The sequence below is a fragment of the Pseudomonas sp. GW821-FHT02H06 genome, from assembly GCF_059421525.1.
Genome location: NZ_JBWKVD010000002.1, coordinates 163315 through 176466 on the forward strand (window position 1 = coordinate 163315; position 13152 = coordinate 176466).

The following is a 13152-nucleotide window of genomic DNA, read 5'->3' on the forward strand; positions in this document are numbered from 1 at the left end:
CTCGCCATGAAAGCCAAGGCAGACTCGCCTTTCGTACCCCTGAATATCGCTGTTCTGACTGTCAGCGACACTCGCACCTTTGAAACCGATACCTCCGGCCAGATGTTCGTCGACCGCCTGACCGCTGCAGGTCATGGCCTGATCGAGCGCGTGCTGCTCAAGGATGACCTGTACAAGATTCGCGCCCAGGTGGCGACCTGGATCGCCGATGATGAAGTGCAGGTCGTGCTGATCACCGGCGGCACCGGTTTTACCGGCCGCGACAGCACCCCGGAAGCCGTGGCGTGCCTGCTGGACAAACAGGTGGACGGTTTTGGCGAGTTGTTCCGCCAGATCTCCCTGCCTGATATCGGCACCTCGACCATTCAGTCCCGCGCCCTTGCCGGTCTGGCCAATGGCACGCTGGTGTGCTGCCTGCCGGGCTCGACCAACGCCGTGCGCACCGGCTGGGACGGCATTCTCGCCGACCAGTTGAACAACAGCTTTCGCCCGTGCAACTTCGTGCCGCACTTGAAGAAGGCCGAACCCTGCGCGACGCGCGGGTGAGCTGCCATGAGCGCACCTGAAATGAGTGGGCTGATGCCGGTCGAAGAGGCCATGCAGCGATTGATGGACCTCGCCGCCGCCGCACCGATCACCGAGCGTGAAACCGTGGCGCTGGCCGATGCCCAAGGACGCGTGCTGGCCGAGGATCTGGTCTCGACGCTGGACTTGCCGCCGTGGCCGAACAGCGCCATGGACGGTTATGCGATGCGCGTCGCGGACTGGACCGGCGAGCCGCTGCCGGTGAGCCAGCGCATTTTCGCCGGGCAGGCACCTGAGCCGTTGCAGCCGGGCACCTGCGCGCGAATCTTCACCGGCGCTCCGGTTCCTGAGGGGGCTGACTGCGTCGAAATGCAGGAGAACGCCGAGGTCCAGGCGGACGCGACAGTGCGCTTTCTCGAGCCGTTGAGCACCGGTCAGAACATTCGCCCGAAAGGGCAGGAAACCACCGTCGGCGACAAGGTACTGGACGCCGGTACGGTCATGAACCCGATCGAACTGGGCCTGGCCGCGACCATGGGCTTCGGCCATGTGCAGGTCGTGCGCCGCGCCCGGGTGGCTGTTCTGTCCACTGGAGACGAGTTGATCGAGCCGGGGCAGCCCCTGGGCCCGGGGCAGATCTACAACAGCAATCGCGTGCTGCTGTGCAGCTGGCTGACGCGACTGGGCTGCGAAGTGGTCGATGCGGGCATCCTTCCCGACAACCTCGAGAAAACTCGCGCAGCGCTGGGCAGCCTGAACAACGTCGACCTGATCCTCTCCACGGGCGGCGTGTCCGTCGGCGAAGCGGATTTTCTCGGCCACGCGCTGCGGGAAGAGGGCGAGATTGCGCTGTGGAAACTGGCGATCAAACCCGGAAAACCGCTGACTTTCGGCCATTTCCGTGGCGTGCCGGTGATCGGTCTGCCCGGCAATCCGGCGTCGACGCTGGTGACCTTCGCGTTGCTGGCACGGCCCTATCTGCTCAGACGCCTGGGCGTGCAGGCTGTCAAGCCGCTGCAGTTTCAGGTGCCTGCTGCATTCACCTGGACCAAACCGGGTAACCGGCGCGAGTACCTGCGCGGACGCCTTGAGCAGGGCAGGCTGGTTGCCTACCGCAATCAGAGCTCGGGTGTGCTGCGCAGCGCCGCCTGGGCCGACGGGCTGATCGAGATTGTGGAAGGCACAACGGTGGCGGAGGGCGACCTGCTCAACTTCATTCCGCTGAGCGAAGTCATGGCCTGAAGAGATGAGCCTTCTTCAGAAGGCTCAACCACACAAGCGGGCAGTGGCCGGGAGTTTTCACCCGCACCGCATAACGTGTGGGAGCGAGCTTGCTCGCGAAAGGGCCGGTGTTCGCCCCACATTTCCGGCGGCCATAACACTGCCTTCGTGAGCAAGCTCACTCCCACAAGGTCCCATGCGCCGGTGATCGTGGCATGGGCCTGATCTTGCACGTCGAAATTCCGCTTGGTCTACTTCTTGACCTTCACCGCAGGCTGCGCATCACTCGCCTCTTCGTCCATCCGGTCAGACTCAAACAGCTCGGACAATTCAGTCCGGGCTTCCAGCGCGCTTTGCATGACCTTCGCGGCGTCGTCGTAGATCAGGTGCTGGCGATTCAGCACTTGTTCGTCATGACGCTTGAATCGATCGATGCGCGCGGCCGCCTGAGCTTCACTCAGGCCCAGCCCGATCAGCGTGCGGCGGGTCATTTCCAGGCTTGAGTAGAACGTCTCCCGTACCGCTTCAGCGTCCAGATCCAGCAAGCGGTGAACGTGCTGGCGGTTACGGGCCCGGGCGATGATCTTCATGTGCGGGTACAGCCTGCGCACCAGTTCGGCGGTCTTGATGTTGGTGTCCGGGTCGTCCGTGGCGATGACGAAATATTCGGCCTGGTCCACCTTCGCCGCGCGCAGAATTTCCGGACGCAGGGGGTCGCCGTAGAACACCGGCACATTACCGAAGCTGCGGGTGAACTCGATGGTTTCCACCGACGTGTCCAGCGCAATGAACGGGATGTTCTGCGCGCGCAGGATACGCGCAACGATCTGCCCCATCCGGCCCATGCCCGCAATGACTACGCGCGGGTTGTCGGATTCGATTTCTTTGTACTCTGCCGGCACTTCCTTGATCACCGTCTTGGGCTTGAGCCAGCGCGACAGGGCCAGCAGCAACAGCGGCGTCAGCGCCATGGACAAAGTGATCGTCAGCACCAGGGTGTCGTACAGCGCGGCATCGAACAGGCCCTGATCACGACCGATCTTGAACACCACGAAAGCAAATTCACCGCCCGCCGCCAGGACCAGCCCGAGACGCAGCGCACTTTGCTTGCCGAGCCCGCCCGCCAGACGTCCGACGAAGAACAGCAACGGCAACTTCAAGCCGATCAGCAACAGCGTCAGGCCCAGCACCGTGAACGGCGAGTTGATCAGCAGGCCGATGTTGGCGCCCATGCCGACGCTGATGAAGAACAACCCCAGCAGCAGGCCCTTGAACGGCTCGATCTGCGCTTCCAGTTCGTGGCGGTACTCAGAGTCCGCCAGCAGCAGACCGGCAAGAAACGCTCCCAGCGCCATGGACACGCCCACCAGGTCCATCAGCCACGCCGTGCCGATCACCACCAGCAGGGCGGTCGCCGTGGACACTTCCTGCAGCTTGGTTTTGGCGACGATGCGGAATACCGGCCGCAGCAGGTAACGACCGCCGACCACCACAATGGCGATGCCGCCGAGCACTTGCAGGCCGTGACGCAGGGAATCGCCGGAACTGGCATCGTGGGAGCCGCCGGCCAGCATCGGCACCAGGGCAATCAGCGGGATGGCCGCGATGTCCTGGAACAGCAGAATGGCGAAGGCCAAGCGACCGTGGGGCGCGTTGAGCTCCTTGCGTTCGGCCAGGCTTTGCAGGCCAAAGGCGGTCGACGAGAGCGCCAGCCCCAGGCCGAGCACCACGGCGCTGTTAAGCGGCTGATTGAAGCCCAGCAAAGCGACGGCGCCAATCACCACCCCCGTCAGCAGCACTTGTGCCATGCCGACACCGAACACCGATTTGCGCATGGTCCAGAGGCGTCGCGGCGACAACTCCAGGCCAATGATGAACAACAGCAGCACCACGCCCAGCTCGGAGATGTGCGCGACGCTTTGTGGATCGCCGATCAGGCCCAGGCAAGACGGGCCGATGATCACACCCGCGATCAGGTAGCCAATCACGGCGCCCAGTTGCAGGCGTTTGGCCAGAGGAACCGTGAGAACGGCGGCGAGCAGGAACACGACTGCGGCCTGCAACAGGCTGCCTTCATGGGGCATTGGGAACTCCTTGTTGAAAGAGGGCAGAGGAAGGATTCTGCGTTTGTTGCAGACCCGTCCTACCGCCCTGAAAACGCTTGAGCGACTGAAAAGTGCGCGTATTAAACCACGTGAAAGTGACGGACATCAGCGGCCGAGACGCTTCGCCGCAGGCCGGGCGCGGGGGTTGGCGTGTCAGCGTCGACGTGAGCAGGTACCATGTCCGCACATTTGTACCGCGCCCCACATCTCGACCGGTTTTCAGGAATCCCGCAATGACCAACAAACAGCGTCTGATTTACTCGATCATCATCGCCTTGAGCGTTCTGGCGATCATGCTTGGCCTGTCCCATCTGCAGACCACCGGCGTGCTCAGCGAAAAGACCTTTCAATACATAGCGATCTTTGTCGCTGTCGTCGTGGTGGTCCTGAACGGCGTGCTGCGGCGCAAGGTCAAGCGCTGATCCACATTGGTGCTTTTTTAGCAGTGTCAGCGCTGCGACTTCATATGGCAGCATCAAGCGGTTACAAACCCCGGCTGAACTATTTTTTCGGTCACGAACTCCAAAAAATCGCATTCAAAAAGCCCGTACAGGGAAATGGAGTTCAATCATGATCAAGAAACTTACCGCTGCCGTTCTCGCCACCGCTGCCCTGACCACCGCACAGTTCGCCTTGGCGGACAAACCGGGCGCTGGCTGGATCACCATCGAAAAAGCGATCGAAAAAGCCAAGTCGGCAGGTTACACCGAGATCTACAAGATCGAAGCCGACGACAATGGCTACTGGGAAGGCGAAGGCCGCAAGGCGGACAGCCTGACCTACGAATTCCGCATCGACGGCACCTCCGGCAACGTCCTGCGCGATCAGAAAGACTGATCAATCCGGCGCTTGCGCGCGTGTGGGAGCCCCCGGGCTTCCACATCCATCCTCACCGCATCCCTCGCACTTCTTCTTCGCTTTAACCCCTTCTCGGCTTTACTCCCGCCTGTATATCCGACAATCTTGCCGTCCCCATTTCCGTCAGCAGGAAGCGACGCATGAGTGTCCGGATCGAATTCAAATCCAACCCCTCCGAAGAAGAACGCCTGCAGATCCTCGAGCCATTGAAGGATTACAACGCAGCCATGGCCGGCGACGGCAAGTCAGAAAAATTTGCGCTGTTTGTCCGCGACGAGCACACCGATGCCGTGCTCGGTGGCCTGCACGGCCGAATCCTCTACAGCTGGCTGTTCATCGAACTGCTCGTGGTGCCTGAACAGGCCCGGGGGCAGCGCGTGGGCAGCCAGTTGATGAAGATGGCCGAAGACCTCGCCCGCGAACGGGGTTGCCTTGGCGTGTGGCTCGACACCTTTGATTTCCAGGCACCCGAGTTCTATCGCAAACATGGCTATGAGCAATTTGGTCAGCTGGATGACTATCCGCCCGGGCACCAGCGGCTGTTCTTCCAGAAGCGCTTGCAGGCAGAGTAGTCAATGGTGTGATGAGGTCTACTTGAACCGGCCCGGGCTGTAAGGCGCGGGATCGGTGAACGGCGTGGCGCCCGTCATCATTTCCGCCAGCAGTCGGCCTGTGACCGGGCCGAGGGTCAGGCCGTGGTGGGCGTGCCCGAAGTTGAACCACAGCCCATTGTGGGAAGCCGCAGGCCCGATGACCGGGCGCATGTCTGGCAAACACGGTCGGCGCCCCAGCCAGGGTTCAGCGTCCAGCCGCTCTCCCAACGGATACAACCTTCGGGCGATGGCTTCGCAGCGGCGCAGCTGGATCTCGTTGATCGGCGCGTCCGGCGCGGCGAACTCGACGCCGGTGGTGAGACGAATCCCCCGCGCCATGGGCGCCAGCACATACCCCGCCTGGGCGTCGATGATCGAGTGCTGCAACGACGCATCCGGGTTTGCCGCGTAATGCATGTGATAACCGCGCTTGATCCCCAGGGGGATGGGGTATCCAAACCGGGCAGTCACCTCTGTCGATTGCGGCCCCAACGCTACTACCGCGTTTTGTGCCTGCACCTGTCCCTCGCGTGTTTCCACCCGCCAGCCGTCGTTGTGCTGACAAAGACTGCGCGCGTCACCCTTGAGCAACAGGCCGCCACGTTCGACGAACAGCGCGGCATAACCGCGGACCAGTGCACCGGGATCGCTCACGCTTTTCGGATCGAGCCAGTGAATGGCGCCCAGCGCTCCATTCAGGTGAGGTTCACGCTCGCGCAATTGGCCCGCATCCAGCACCTCATAACGCAGGCCGTGACGGTCATAAGTGCGGGCGTCGGCCACTGCCAGATCAAATTCCCCCTGGTCGCGATAGAACTCGATCCAGCCCCTGGAACGGATCAGCGAGGTCATGCCTGAGGCCTCGGCCAGCCGGTCGTGCTCGCTGACGCAGCGTTCGATCAGCGGCAGCATTGCGCGGCTGGCGCTGGCCAGATTGGCGGGCGAAGAGTTTTGCCAGTACTGAAACAGCCAGGGCGCGATCTTTGGTAGCCAGGTCGGGCTGAAACGCATGGAGGATTGCCGGTTCAGTGCATAGCGCGCCAGCCGCGACCACTCGCGCGGAAAGGCGTAGGGGACGATGCTGGACCGTTCGATCAAGCCGGCATTGCCGTGGCTGGTACCAGCGCCGGGTTCATCGCGGTCCAGCAAGACGACCTGCTGGCCTGCCGCTTGCAGGTGCAGTGCGGAACAGACGCCGACGATACCGGCGCCGAGGACGACGGTTTGGCAATCCACGATCGGGCTATCAGCGGTGAGCGAATCCATGAGCGGTCCTCGTTCGGTTGAGGGCAGGGCGGCCATTGCGCGAGGCCTGCAGTTTACCCGCTGGTTGCTGCGCATTACTCTTCATAACAAGCGTCTCCGGACGCCTGCCCTCTCTGTTCCGCTTCCACTTCCAATAATCACAACGGAGCTTCAGATGCCTTCCACCCACGGTCGCCAGGCCACCCGGACGATTTCCTTTACTGATCTCACTGAGCTGCTGCGGCAGATCTTTGTGCGTCACGGCACCTCGCCAGAAGTAGCGCGGGTGCTGGCCGCCAATTGCGCGGCGGCTGAGCGCGACGGTTCCCACAGCCACGGCATCTTCCGCATCAAGGGCTATCTGTCGTCGCTGGCAGTGGGTTGGGTGGACGGCCAGGCCGAACCAAATGTCGAGGACGTCGGCGCAGCGTTTGTGCGCGTCGATGCCATGGGCGGTTTTGCCCAGCCGGCGATGCAGGCCGCCAAGGCCCTGGTGATCGAGAAAGCACGCAGCGCCGGGATCGCCATTCTGGCCATCCGCAACTCCCATCACTTCGCCGCGCTGTGGCCGGACGTCGAGCCGTTCGCCCAGGAAGGGTTGGTGGCCTTGAGCGTGGTCAACAGCATGACCTGCGTCGTGCCCCACGATGCGCAAAAACCCTTGTTCGGTACCAATCCCATTGCGTTCGCCGCGCCACGGGCTGACGGTCAGCCCATCGTCTTTGACATGGCCACCAGCGCCATCGCCCATGGCGACGTGCAGATCGCCGCCCGAGAGGGGCGCCTGCTGCCGCCGGGGATGGGCGTCGACCGTAACGGCAATACGACCGAAGACCCGGAAGCCATTCTCGACGGCGGCGCGTTGCTGCCTTTTGGCGGTTACAAAGGATCGGCGCTGTCGATGATGGTGGAGCTGCTGTCCGCCGCGCTCACCGGCGGCAATTTCTCCTTCGAGTTCGACATGTCGAAGTCTCCCGGCGCGCAAACCCCCTGGACCGGCCAGGTGATCATCGTCATTGATCCGGACAAGGGCAGCGGTCAGGCATTCGCCGAACGCAGCGAAGAACTGGTCCGGCAGATGCACGGCGCCGGCCAGCAGCGCATGCCGGGCGATCGCCGCTATCGTCAGCGCGAGCGCTCCTTGAAAGACGGGATTGCAGTGTCGGCAGAGGATCTCGATCGGCTGGAAGCGCTGGCTAAAGGTTAACGGCTGGACGCTGAATGACGTATAGGACGGCGCGGAGGCTGCCTGAGTGAGCCCAAAACTCAGGCTCATCCCCATGACCATTCGTCGCGACAGGACTTGCGCTCGAGGGGCGTTGAAAATACTGTATGTTTAAACAGTATCGAGAAGAAGAGAGCGGCCATGCAAACCAATCAAGTCAACACCCGTCAGGAATTCGCTGCGCAGAAAAACGAGTCGTCATTCAGCAGCGTGTGGGGCAACGAGATGCAGCGTGAGGATTTTCTTGCTCTGGCGTCGGGACTTCGCCAGTTCAGCGCCAGTCAGGCCGATATCGCATTTGTGCCATCAAGCGCCGGTTACGCCACGGGCAACGCCAATGTCTATGGGGCTGAACAGGGTCAGCTCGCAGGGGAATGATGTCAGGAGCGTGCTCCCGGCAAGACAGCCGGGATTGATTCAGGGCTTGAATCGCACCAGCACCGGGACGGGCGTCTGACCGTTCACCGTGCCGTCTGCGTCAGGCTGGCGCATTTTACCGGTGCGAATCATCGCCAAGGCAATCAATGTGCCCACAGCCGACAGCGCCAACCAACCCAGTAAGAAAGAAATCATTGTCTGGTTCTCCGAACTACAGAAATCGGGCTGCCATTCAAAAAGAATAGCGGTACATCAGAACCTATCGGCCACGAAGGTGATTCCTTGAGCCGTCAATTCGGAAGATTGACCAAATGAGCCCAAGGGCGCAACTCCCTCGGACCAATGGGGTCTTGCTCTTTGAACACAGTCAACTTCAGGACCCTCGTTTATGAAAGATCTCGGCTCACGTCTGAAAGAAGAACGCAAACGGCTCGGGCTGTCGCAACAGGACTTCGGCTCCATCGGTGGCGTTGAGGCCAACGCCCAGGGCAAATACGAAAGCGGTGAACGCATCCCGCGTTCGGATTACTTGGCGGCGCTGGGCAAAAAAGGCATCGACGTCATGTACGTGCTGTCAGGCGAGAGGACCCCGATTGCCACCGACACGCTGAACGACGCGGAGCGGGCAGTCATTACTCATTACCGGGCGCTCAGCGAAGATGACCGCGAGGCGATTTCGCAATTGGCTACGTCGCTTTCAGAGTGCGCGACCGAGTTTTCCCGCTCTGCATAAAAGGGGCACGCTCTGCACGGAGGAATCACGACGGCCGGTTGCAAGAAAATATATGGAACGTATATGCTCCGTATATTCTTCGAGAGGTCGGTATGGGACTGGTAAAAATTTCCGAACAGATGCACGCCAACATACGTTGCGCCAGCGCGGCCTTGAGTCGCTCGATCAATGCTCAGGCCGAGCACTGGATGCGGGTGGGCATGCTAGCCGAGCTACACCCCGGTCTGAATTACAGCGAGATATGCCAGTTGCTGATCCGCGCTGAAACGTCTGGCGGCGCCGTATTGAGTCTTCAGCCCTGCGACCTGGTACCGGATCTGGCCCCGGCCCGGGCGGTGTCCCAATGAGCATCAGTCTCAAGACCGAAGCCGATCTGGTCGGGTTGCGTGTGGCGGGGCGCCTTGCCGCAGATGTGTTGGCGATGATCGCAGAGCACGTCAAGCCGGGCATTAGCACAGAAGCGCTGGATGACATTTGCAACGCTTACATTGTCAACGAGCTCAAAGTGATCCCTGCCAACGTCGGCTACCACGGGTTTACCAAAACCACCTGCATCTCGCCCAACACGGTCGTCTGCCATGGCATCCCGTCAGCGGATGACGTGCTTAAGGACGGCGACATCGTCAATATCGACGTCGCGGTCATCAAGGACGGCTGGTACGGCGATACCAGCCGCATGTACTACGTCGGGGAGGTCAGCCCGCTCGCCCGGCGTCTGGTTGAAACCACGTACGAAGCCACGCTGGCGGGGATACACGCCGTGAGACCCGGTGCGACCCTGGGCGACATCGGCCATGCCATCCAGAGCGTGGCCTACCGCGAAGGCTTCAGCGTAGTGCGTGAGTACTGCGGGCATGGCATCGGTCGCAAATACCACGAGGAACCTCAAGTCCTGCATTACGGCGCAGCGGGCAAGGGGTTGAAGCTCAAGACCGGCATGGTCTTCACCATCGAGCCGATGATCAACGCCGGTAAACCGGGCACTTACGTGCTGGATGATGGCTGGACCGTGCTCACCCGCGATCAGTCGCTGTCGGCGCAGTGGGAGCACATGGTGGCGGTGACCGAGACGGGCTTCGAGCTGCTGACCCCGTGGCCGGACGGCACGGGCAACTACCCGGCGGTCTGAGCGCGGGCGTTGAGCAAGGTTGAGCAAGTGGGTCTGGACGCATGAAGTCACAATAGCGAACGTGACGAAAACGGGACTGAGCTTGTAGGCTCCTTCTCGTTCCCCTGTGGTGCTGCTTCCTGACAGGCTTTGGATGATCAGTGCAGGTAGCACCAGGGGAGAACACCACTTATCGGACACAAAAAAACCGGCCTTGGCCGGTTTTTTGTTGCCTGCTTGAACCTTAATGTCTGGATGGCTCAGCTTCCAGCTGCCTGGCAGCCACGACTCCGGAAGAACTGAGTTTAACGGGGTACTTCAACGTGCGATCCCCTTCAGCAGGGCGGTTAACGCACCCGTCGTGAATCAATCCCGCCTCCTGCAAATGCTCAAGGGTGTCTGCAACCGCATTCTCCCCTCGGTAGTTGTCCAGAACTTCCTTGCCCAGGCCTGCCGGGTGGGCATGTAGCAATCGGGTCAGGACTTCCTGCTTCAGTGCGTTATCGATGGTCATGTTTACCTCGCTTTGCTGGTGTGATGAGCGCTGCTTGTAAATTCCGACCACGTGAATCCGGGTTTGTTTGCAGTTTTCCTCGATCAGGTGCGTTTCCATTGCACCTGCGTGACGCCCAGGCCTTCGGCGTAAAGCAGCGCGCGTTTCACCGGCCCCGCGCAGATGTGACCCTCGACGGCGCCCACCCCTGCGTGCAAGGTCGCAAAATGCAGCGCGTCACTTTCGCAGAGATGATTGCCTTGATGATTGAAGTGCCGCGGCTCACCTTGAAACCGGTAATGAATTTCAAAATCCTTATAGTCATTCATGGTGCTGGCCTGTAGGGGCGTGCGTTAACGCCGGCTGAATGAGGGGGGGCTTGCTTCATGTACCTGACAGCCTGCACGTCGACTGCATCGGCATTGCTGTCACTTCATTTCGAGATCGATACAGGCTGATCAACTCTCGGTGGCCTTGGACCGTAATGCATCTCTACCTGAGACGGGCCATCCGCAATCGGGTTGCGAAGCGGCCGACCGGCGCAGAATTGCATACCTTCATGAGGGTTTAACATCGCCGGCCGATGGGCGGCCATGTGCCATATCGATATGAATATTCGCCATACATCCAGACGCGTTGACTAGGGATAAAAGGGCGTTTTCGAGGGGATGCCGGGGATCAAACCCGCCCGCGATGGTGAATGCTGGAGGGGTCGGAAATGTTTTGTGCGGAAAAGGCAAATTGATGGCCCGCTTCGACCGGCTTTTCTGAAAAAATCCTTTTTTATCAATTGATTCCGGGATGAACCTGTATGCGCAGTGTGGGCTTGGCGGTAGTGGCGGTTTTTCTGGCAGCGGTGTCCGTGACCGCGCACGCCAAAGACCTCAGCAAGAACGACCTGCAGGTCTGCAAATGGGGAGCAGGTGTTGCGGGGGCGGCGCAGCAGTCAAAGCTCTCTGGCACCACCCTCTACAGCGCGCGCAAGAAACTGCAGAGCCGTAAGTTCGCCAAACCGTGGATGAGCAAGATGGCGCTGGGCATCACGGAACAGACCTACAAAAGCCCATCGAAGCTGAAACCTGCCGCGGTGAAGCAAACTTACTACGAGGGCTGCATCCAGCACGACCTGGCGCGTAAATAACTGGGGGGTTATTCGGCGTTGGGCAGCCAATCAAGTCGCCTTTCACGGCGTGGCAGGCGACTTGAGTAGGGATCGGCGCGCGCCGCTGCGGATCAATGGCAGTTGCCGGCCAAATGATAATGCTGCGCTTCGGCAGCCGCCGGGCTGTTGAACTCCACCCGGTTTTTCTCGGCAATCGCGTTGTACGAAGGGCAGTCCGGACGGTGGTACACCATGGTCTTCTTGTTGCCGCGAATCGCCAGCGTCAGGTTCGCCGGGTTCCCGCCGCCACTCGCAGCAGGCTTCATCGGATTGCTTGCAGTGGGCGGTGCCTTGGCGGTCACGGCAGACGCCCCGGCAGCACCGTTGCCACCGCTCAAATTGGCGCTGAGGAAAATCGGTGCGTGATCGGACACGCTGTCACGGCCCTTGGCGTGGGTCACGCCGAGGAATGTCGGGTAATCGAACACCTCGACCTTGTTCACCCGGATCGCCGACTGCTTGCTGATAAAGATGTTGTCGTAGAGGTTGGCGAATTTGCCGTCCTTCGTCGAGAGCGTGCTCGCGCCATCAAGTACCAGCGGCCTGGCGCTGCTGTCGAGCTTGTCCCACGCGGGCGAGTTGGGCGGGGTGTTGAAGTCGCCCATCAACATGATCTGGTTGTTGCCCGGGTAGGTTTCCTGCAGCCAGGTCCAGTAATTAGACAGCGCGACGATTTCCGAAGCGCGGTCCGCCTGGTTCTTGCCATACAGGATGTGCACGGTGGCCACGACAAAGTTCTTGCCGTCCTTGAGCGAGCGGAACTGCGCAGAGTAGGGCTCGCGTTCGAAGGTGTCGCTGCGGTCCAGGTAGCTCACGGCGCCGTCTTCATAGGCAACGGCATCATCCCGCCAGACGAATCCGTACATTTCCTTGTAGGAAGAGCGGCCCACGGCATGGGACGCCATTGAGCTCCAGTGCTTGCCGGTTTGCCGGGTCAGCTCCTTGGCCAGCGCCTCCAGCGCGTCTTCGCTCATCAGCTCCTGAACCGCGAGAAAGTCCACCTTCTGCGCGACTTTGGCGATGCCCTGAAAGTCCTTGTTCGGGCGCACGCTCAGGTGCTCCAGGTTCCAGGTGCCAATGTTGACGTCAGCGGAAGCGGTTTGCAGGAAAGTGAAAGACAAAAGCAGAGCGACACAAAATCTGAGCATGTTTATCCAACTGGGTTATTCATCGAGGGAGATTGATTCGGGGTGCAGCGGTGACGAGTCGATGGCCGTGAGGTGTGCGCCTGCGGCCATCACTGTCGTAGCGGGGATGTCTGGCCATGACCTCGGCCTCAAGGACGCCGGCAGGTCAATCTTCCTTGGGCACGGTCCAGAAAATCTGCACGCCGCCGTCGTCCCGCCAGGCCAGGGTCACGTTGTCGTTCTCGTCGATCTCTTCCAGCAACTGTTTCCAGTCGTCTTCGAGTTCGTCCGCAAGCCGGAAAATCAGCGCCGCGCGGGCTTTCTGCGCACTCTGCGAGTTGATGATTTTCTGAACCCGCACGGCCATGCGCTCGTAGTG

18 protein-coding genes are annotated in these 13152 nt (G+C 60.9%); 11 read left to right on the forward strand and 7 right to left on the reverse strand.

The genetic code is table 11. From position 1 onward, the window contains the following. The first annotated feature begins 6 nt into the window (after positions 1 to 6). A complete protein-coding gene (gene moaB / locus AC07VF_RS03780; protein ID WP_122538205.1) occupies positions 7 to 546 on the forward strand; it encodes a molybdenum cofactor biosynthesis protein B in 540 nt (179 codons plus the stop codon). 6 nt (positions 547 to 552) lie between these two features. Further along, a complete protein-coding gene (locus AC07VF_RS03785) occupies positions 553 to 1767 on the forward strand; it encodes a molybdopterin molybdotransferase MoeA (RefSeq protein WP_495008120.1) in 1215 nt (404 codons plus the stop codon). A gap of 230 nt (positions 1768 to 1997) precedes the next feature. Here the strand turns inward: AC07VF_RS03785 and AC07VF_RS03790 are convergent, their stop codons facing one another. After that, positions 1998 to 3830, reverse strand: a complete 1833-nt coding sequence (locus tag AC07VF_RS03790; RefSeq protein ID WP_282371524.1) for a monovalent cation:proton antiporter-2 (CPA2) family protein — start codon at positions 3828 to 3830, stop codon at positions 1998 to 2000. A gap of 254 nt (positions 3831 to 4084) precedes the next feature. On the opposite strand from AC07VF_RS03790, the gene AC07VF_RS03795 reads away from it, so the two are divergent. The 3 genes from AC07VF_RS03795 (at position 4085) to AC07VF_RS03805 (ending at position 5281) form a co-directional block, all read left to right on the forward strand. Beyond that, complete coding sequence (locus tag AC07VF_RS03795; protein ID WP_122538211.1) at positions 4085 to 4273, forward strand: hypothetical protein; 189 nt, start codon at positions 4085 to 4087, stop codon at positions 4271 to 4273. A 148-nt stretch (positions 4274 to 4421) separates the two neighbouring features. Then, on the forward strand, positions 4422 to 4688 hold the full coding sequence (locus AC07VF_RS03800; protein WP_037010913.1) for a PepSY domain-containing protein: 267 nt from the start codon (positions 4422 to 4424) through the stop codon (positions 4686 to 4688). Between the two features lie 161 nt (positions 4689 to 4849). After that, on the forward strand, positions 4850 to 5281 hold the full coding sequence (locus AC07VF_RS03805; protein ID WP_495008121.1) for a GNAT family N-acetyltransferase: 432 nt from the start codon (positions 4850 to 4852) through the stop codon (positions 5279 to 5281). Between the two features lie 18 nt (positions 5282 to 5299). On the opposite strand, the gene AC07VF_RS03810 is transcribed toward AC07VF_RS03805, so the two are convergent. Next, entirely contained in the window at positions 5300 to 6538 is a 1239-nt protein-coding gene (locus AC07VF_RS03810; RefSeq protein WP_495008269.1) for an NAD(P)/FAD-dependent oxidoreductase, read from the reverse strand. Between the two features lie 184 nt (positions 6539 to 6722). On the opposite strand from AC07VF_RS03810, the gene AC07VF_RS03815 reads away from it, so the two are divergent. Together AC07VF_RS03815 and AC07VF_RS03820 are read left to right on the forward strand one after the other, a co-directional pair. Then, on the forward strand, positions 6723 to 7754 hold the full coding sequence (locus AC07VF_RS03815; protein WP_495008122.1) for an Ldh family oxidoreductase: 1032 nt from the start codon (positions 6723 to 6725) through the stop codon (positions 7752 to 7754). Between the two features lie 159 nt (positions 7755 to 7913). After that, positions 7914 to 8150 (forward strand): hypothetical protein, encoded by a 237-nt coding sequence (locus AC07VF_RS03820; protein WP_282371535.1) that lies wholly within the window; start codon positions 7914 to 7916, stop codon positions 8148 to 8150. A gap of 39 nt (positions 8151 to 8189) precedes the next feature. Here the strand turns inward: AC07VF_RS03820 and AC07VF_RS03825 are convergent, their stop codons facing one another. Then, positions 8190 to 8345 carry a hypothetical protein gene (locus AC07VF_RS03825; protein WP_282371537.1) on the reverse strand — a complete coding sequence of 52 codons (156 nt, stop codon included), beginning with the start codon at positions 8343 to 8345 and terminating at the stop codon, positions 8190 to 8192. A 193-nt stretch (positions 8346 to 8538) separates the two neighbouring features. Between AC07VF_RS03825 and AC07VF_RS03830 the strand changes: the two genes are divergently transcribed. The 3 genes from AC07VF_RS03830 (at position 8539) to map (ending at position 10012) form a co-directional block, all read left to right on the forward strand. After that, positions 8539 to 8883 carry a helix-turn-helix domain-containing protein gene (locus AC07VF_RS03830; protein WP_192172000.1) on the forward strand — a complete coding sequence of 115 codons (345 nt, stop codon included), beginning with the start codon at positions 8539 to 8541 and terminating at the stop codon, positions 8881 to 8883. Positions 8884 to 8975: 92 nt separating this feature from the next. Beyond that, positions 8976 to 9230 carry a ParD-like family protein gene (locus AC07VF_RS03835; RefSeq protein WP_108120136.1) on the forward strand — a complete coding sequence of 85 codons (255 nt, stop codon included), beginning with the start codon at positions 8976 to 8978 and terminating at the stop codon, positions 9228 to 9230. Then, on the forward strand, positions 9227 to 10012 hold the full coding sequence (gene map / locus AC07VF_RS03840; protein ID WP_346626226.1) for a type I methionyl aminopeptidase: 786 nt from the start codon (positions 9227 to 9229) through the stop codon (positions 10010 to 10012). The genes AC07VF_RS03835 and map overlap by 4 nt, the downstream gene beginning before the upstream one ends. A gap of 223 nt (positions 10013 to 10235) precedes the next feature. Here the strand turns inward: map and AC07VF_RS03845 are convergent, their stop codons facing one another. Together AC07VF_RS03845 and AC07VF_RS03850 are read right to left on the reverse strand one after the other, a co-directional pair. Further along, complete coding sequence (locus AC07VF_RS03845) at positions 10236 to 10505, reverse strand: hypothetical protein (protein ID WP_192172285.1); 270 nt, start codon at positions 10503 to 10505, stop codon at positions 10236 to 10238. Between the two features lie 83 nt (positions 10506 to 10588). Continuing rightward, complete coding sequence (locus tag AC07VF_RS03850) at positions 10589 to 10813, reverse strand: DUF6555 family protein (RefSeq protein WP_192171998.1); 225 nt, start codon at positions 10811 to 10813, stop codon at positions 10589 to 10591. 482 nt (positions 10814 to 11295) lie between these two features. Here AC07VF_RS03850 and AC07VF_RS03855 point away from each other — a divergent pair, with 482 nt between their 5' ends. Continuing rightward, positions 11296 to 11625, forward strand: a complete 330-nt coding sequence (locus AC07VF_RS03855) for a hypothetical protein (RefSeq protein ID WP_192171997.1) — start codon at positions 11296 to 11298, stop codon at positions 11623 to 11625. Between the two features lie 92 nt (positions 11626 to 11717). Here the strand turns inward: AC07VF_RS03855 and AC07VF_RS03860 are convergent, their stop codons facing one another. Continuing rightward, positions 11718 to 12767 (reverse strand): endonuclease/exonuclease/phosphatase family protein, encoded by a 1050-nt coding sequence (locus tag AC07VF_RS03860; protein ID WP_495008123.1) that lies wholly within the window; start codon positions 12765 to 12767, stop codon positions 11718 to 11720. A gap of 172 nt (positions 12768 to 12939) precedes the next feature. Next, a complete protein-coding gene (locus AC07VF_RS03865; RefSeq protein ID WP_074887522.1) occupies positions 12940 to 13140 on the reverse strand; it encodes a DUF1654 domain-containing protein in 201 nt (66 codons plus the stop codon). Positions 13141 to 13152 lie beyond the last annotated feature (12 nt).

Coding starts and splice junctions, on each gene's coding strand:
- moaB (WP_122538205.1), top strand. CDS start 7: ATGAAAGCCAAGGCAGACTCGCCTTTCGTACCCCTGAATATCGCTGTT.
- AC07VF_RS03785 (WP_495008120.1), top strand. CDS start 553: ATGAGCGCACCTGAAATGAGTGGGCTGATGCCGGTCGAAGAGGCCATG.
- AC07VF_RS03790 (WP_282371524.1), bottom strand. CDS start 3,830: ATGCCCCATGAAGGCAGCCTGTTGCAGGCCGCAGTCGTGTTCCTGCTC.
- AC07VF_RS03795 (WP_122538211.1), top strand. CDS start 4,085: ATGACCAACAAACAGCGTCTGATTTACTCGATCATCATCGCCTTGAGC.
- AC07VF_RS03800 (WP_037010913.1), top strand. CDS start 4,422: ATGATCAAGAAACTTACCGCTGCCGTTCTCGCCACCGCTGCCCTGACC.
- AC07VF_RS03805 (WP_495008121.1), top strand. CDS start 4,850: ATGAGTGTCCGGATCGAATTCAAATCCAACCCCTCCGAAGAAGAACGC.
- AC07VF_RS03815 (WP_495008122.1), top strand. CDS start 6,723: ATGCCTTCCACCCACGGTCGCCAGGCCACCCGGACGATTTCCTTTACT.
- AC07VF_RS03820 (WP_282371535.1), top strand. CDS start 7,914: ATGCAAACCAATCAAGTCAACACCCGTCAGGAATTCGCTGCGCAGAAA.
- AC07VF_RS03825 (WP_282371537.1), bottom strand. CDS start 8,345: ATGATTTCTTTCTTACTGGGTTGGTTGGCGCTGTCGGCTGTGGGCACA.
- AC07VF_RS03830 (WP_192172000.1), top strand. CDS start 8,539: ATGAAAGATCTCGGCTCACGTCTGAAAGAAGAACGCAAACGGCTCGGG.
- AC07VF_RS03835 (WP_108120136.1), top strand. CDS start 8,976: ATGGGACTGGTAAAAATTTCCGAACAGATGCACGCCAACATACGTTGC.
- map (WP_346626226.1), top strand. CDS start 9,227: ATGAGCATCAGTCTCAAGACCGAAGCCGATCTGGTCGGGTTGCGTGTG.
- AC07VF_RS03845 (WP_192172285.1), bottom strand. CDS start 10,505: ATGACCATCGATAACGCACTGAAGCAGGAAGTCCTGACCCGATTGCTA.
- AC07VF_RS03850 (WP_192171998.1), bottom strand. CDS start 10,813: ATGAATGACTATAAGGATTTTGAAATTCATTACCGGTTTCAAGGTGAG.
- AC07VF_RS03855 (WP_192171997.1), top strand. CDS start 11,296: ATGCGCAGTGTGGGCTTGGCGGTAGTGGCGGTTTTTCTGGCAGCGGTG.
- AC07VF_RS03865 (WP_074887522.1), bottom strand. CDS start 13,140: ATGGCCGTGCGGGTTCAGAAAATCATCAACTCGCAGAGTGCGCAGAAA.